This window comes from Erythrobacter sp. (genome assembly GCF_023653175.1).
GTDB lineage: Bacteria > Pseudomonadota > Alphaproteobacteria > Sphingomonadales > Sphingomonadaceae > Erythrobacter.
Genome location: NZ_JAMNXL010000274.1, coordinates 1 through 3,120 on the forward strand (window position 1 = coordinate 1; position 3,120 = coordinate 3,120).

Sequence of the window (3,120 nt, forward strand, 5' to 3'; positions counted from 1 at the left end):
CCCGCCCTTTTCGCGTTTCGGAAGGGTGTCAGATAAACAGTCGCCCGGCGACCGCGTCGAGCTTCGCCATCAGCGCCGGGTCATGCTCGTCGGGCGCGGTGATGACGGCATCATCGAGCGCGGTGTCGATCGGGGAGGGCTCGCGCGTCTCGGGCAGGGCGGCGATGAAGTTCAGCACCGCCGCCCGCGCCAGTGCGCCGTTGGCCTGCATCTGGTGGACGACTTCGGCGACATCCACCGCCTCGCCGTCGCGCCAGCAATCATAGTCGGTGACCATGCCGATCAGCGCATAGGGCAGCTCCGCCTCGCGCGCCAATTTGGCCTCGGGCATGGCGGTCATGCCGATCACGTCCGCGCCCCACGCCCGGTACATGCGGCTTTCGGCGCGGGTCGAGAATTGCGGGCCTTCCATCGCCAGATATGTCGCCCCCACCGCAACCTTGCCCCTGGCTGCGGCCACTGCCTGCGCGGCCATGTCCGAGAGGCGCGGGCACACCGGATCGGCCATCGAGACATGGGTGACGAAGCCGCTGGTGAAGAAGGTGCTGGGGCGGTGGACGGTGCGGTCGATGAACTGTTCGACCACCGCAAAGCGCCCGGGCTCGAGCTCCTCGCGTAGGGATCCCACCGCGCTGATCGCGAGGATATCGGTGCAGCCCGCGCGCTTCAGCGCATCGATATTGGCGCGCGCGTTGAGTTCGGTCGGGGTGATCGGATGCCCGCGCCCGTGGCGGGGGAGAAAGCGCACCTTCACCCCGCCGATCGTCCCGCACAGGATCTCGTCCGAAGGATCGCCCCACGGAGTCTCGATCGCGATCCACTGCGCGTCCTCCAGCCCGTCGATGGCATAGAGTCCCGATCCGCCGATGATCCCGATGCACCATTCACTCGCCATGCGTGGCACTGCCCTCTCTCTTGCTCGCAGAAGGCCTTAGGTCAGGTCGAAGCGGCTGGGCAAGGCCTTGCGGATGATCGCGTCGGCTGCGGCATAGGGCCCGGCGATTTCGGGACGCGCGAACATCGCGGCGAAATGGCGTTCGAGCGACGGCCAGCCGCCGAGCGGCATCTCGGCCACCAGCGCGATCTGGAGCATCACTTGCGTGACCGTGATGTCGGCAATCGACAGCACGTCGCCCGCGAAGAACTCCGCGCCCGAGAGCCGCGTCTCGAGCACGTCGAACAGCGGCGGCAACTGCTTGGCCCAGGCCTCGCGCGCCTTGTCGAGCCCGGGTTCCTCGCCCTTGGAGACCGCGAAGAATATCGGGCGGAAGATGCCGAGCCCGCCGGCTGCGGCCAGCGAGGTGTCGGCGAATTCCTCGATGAACAGCGCCTCGGCATAGGCCATCGGCTCGGCCGGGTAGAGCGCGGGCGCGGGGTGCTTCTTTTCGATATAGGCGCAGATCGCGCTGGAATCGGGGATCGTCCCGCCGGTGCCCTGCTCGGCCACCGAACGGTCGCGCAGCACCGGAATGCGCTTCATCGGCGAGATGTCGGTGAACCACTGCGGGGGGGCGAACACGTTGACCCCCTCGACCTCATGCGGGACACCCTTCATCAGGCACAGGCTCGCCACCTTGCGCACGAAGGGCGAGACGGGGCTGCCATAGATCACCAGGTCAGGGCGGGGTTCGGTCATCGTGAGTCCTCTCGTCTTATGGCTGTTGCAGCGTCACATATCGCGGCGCGGGAATAGCGCAATCGTCAGGTGAACGTGGCCCGCCCCCGCGCTACCCATAGCCTCAACGCGAGCGTTGCGTTTTTCAATGCAACGCGCCAACCTGACAGGGAGAGAGACGACTCCCCCCTTCGTTTGAGAGGACAGAAAGATGGTCACCCAGTACAAGAACCTTATCGGCGGCGAGATGGTGGCGACCGACCGCTGGCTCGATGTCGTGAACCCCGCGAACGAGCAGGTCATCGGCCAGGTCCCCGCCTGCGGAAAGGCCGAGCTTGACCGTGCCGTCGCCGCCGCGCGCACCGCGTTCAAGACGTGGAAGAACACCCCCATCGAGGAACGCCGCGCCGCGATCATGGCGATCTCGGGCGCGATCAAGGCCAATGCCGAGGAACTCTACCGCCTGCTGACCAGCGAACAGGGCAAGCCGCACGATCAGGCGCGCGGCGAGATCTACGGCGCTGCGGGCATGAGCGCGGCGCAGTCCACCCTCAGCCTCGATGACGAGATCAACGAGGATTCCGACACCCGCCTCAGCCGCACCCGCCGCGTGCCGGTGGGCGTGGTCGCCGGGATCGTGCCGTGGAACTTCCCCGTCATGATGGCGATCCAGAAGATCGCGCCCGCGATGCTTTCAGGCTGCACCATCGTCTTGAAGCCCTCGCCCTTCACCCCGCTGACCACCCTGCGCATCGCCGAGCTGATCGCCGACAAGGTGCCGGCCGGCGTCGTGAACATCATCACCGGCGAGGACGACCTCGGCCCGCTGATGACCAGCCACCCCGATATCGACAAGATCACCTTCACCGGCTCGACCGCGACCGGCAAGAAGATCATGGAGGGCGCCTCGGCAGACCTCAAGCGCATCACCCTCGAACTGGGCGGCAACGACGCCTCGATCGTGCTGCCCGACGCCGATCCCAAGAAGGTCGCCGAGCAGCTGTTCTGGTCAAGTTTCTCCAACGCGGGGCAAATCTGCGTGGCGGCGAAGCGCGTCTATATCCACGAGGATATCTATGACGAGCTGTCCGCCGCGATCGTCGAATATGCCAAGACCGTCACCGTGGGTGACGGCGCGCAGCAGGGCACCGGCGTCGGCCCGATTCAGAACAAGAAGCAGTATGAGCGCGTGCTGGAGCTGATCGAGGACGCCAAGGACAATGGCTACAAGTTCCTGCTGGGCGGCAATGTCGACCCCTCGGGCACGGGCTACTTCGTGCCGCTGACCATCCTCGACAACCCGCCGGAAGACGCGCGGATCGTCGCCGAAGAACAGTTCGGCCCGGTCATGCCGCTGATGAAGTTTTCGACCGAAGAGGAAGTCATCAGCCGCGCCAACAACTCGGAATATGGCCTCGCCGGTGCGGTGTGGACCGGCAACCCCGAGAAGGGCGTCGAGATCGCCGAGCAGCTCGAAACCGGCACGGTGTGGGTCAATGAATACC

At 66.0% G+C, this 3,120-nt stretch carries 3 protein-coding genes; 1 reads left to right on the top strand and 2 read right to left on the bottom strand.

What is annotated here, in order from left to right:
- Positions 1–28: 28 nt before the first annotated feature.
- A complete protein-coding gene (mtnP, locus tag NBV68_RS18770) occupies positions 29–895 on the bottom strand; it encodes an S-methyl-5'-thioadenosine phosphorylase (protein WP_296312958.1) in 867 nt (288 codons plus the stop codon).
- Positions 896–931: 36 nt separating this feature from the next.
- The gene (locus tag NBV68_RS18775; protein WP_296312961.1) at positions 932–1,636 is read right to left on the bottom strand and encodes a glutathione S-transferase family protein; all 705 of its coding nucleotides are present in this window, start codon (positions 1,634–1,636) and stop codon (positions 932–934) included.
- Positions 1,637–1,826: 190 nt separating this feature from the next.
- On the opposite strand from NBV68_RS18775, the gene NBV68_RS18780 reads away from it, so the two are divergent.
- Positions 1,827–3,120, top strand: a 1,294-nt coding sequence (locus NBV68_RS18780) for an aldehyde dehydrogenase family protein (protein ID WP_296312963.1), incomplete at its 3' end; no start/stop codon positions are given.

Bases quoted from the DNA above. Each gene is read 5' to 3' on its own strand.
- mtnP (WP_296312958.1), bottom strand. From the start codon at position 895: ATGGCGAGTGAATGGTGCATCGGGATCATCGGCGGATCGGGACTCTAT.
- NBV68_RS18775 (WP_296312961.1), bottom strand. From the start codon at position 1,636: ATGACCGAACCCCGCCCTGACCTGGTGATCTATGGCAGCCCCGTCTCG.